The 278-nt window shown below is 66.5% G+C and carries 1 protein-coding gene; it reads left to right on the forward strand.

The window, feature by feature from the left end; genetic code table 11:
* A partial coding sequence (locus tag SB816_RS31165; protein ID WP_410548135.1) for an ATP-binding protein occupies window positions 1–278 on the forward strand: 278 nt, incomplete at both ends.

Raw genomic sequence — 278 nt, forward strand, 5'->3', positions numbered from 1 at the left:
CCGCATGCGTGGATCGACGGCGATGCAATCAGTCTGCAGGAAGCGTTGTCGAACGTGCTGCACAACGCGCTGCTGCATGGGCATGCGGACGATATCGTCGTGTCGGTTGCGACCGCGGGCAACAGCGACGATGCGGTGACGCTGACCGTCACCGATAACGGGCGCGGGATTCCGCGCGAGCATTGGGACGCAGCGCTGCAGCCGTTCGTGCGGATCGCGCCGGACGGCAGCGAACGGCGTACAGGGTCGGGGCTCGGGCTCGCGATCGTGCAGGAAGT

Origin of the sequence: Achromobacter sp. SIMBA_011 (genome assembly GCF_046535435.1) — a bacterium.
GTDB lineage: Bacteria > Pseudomonadota > Gammaproteobacteria > Burkholderiales > Burkholderiaceae_B > Achromobacter > Achromobacter dolens.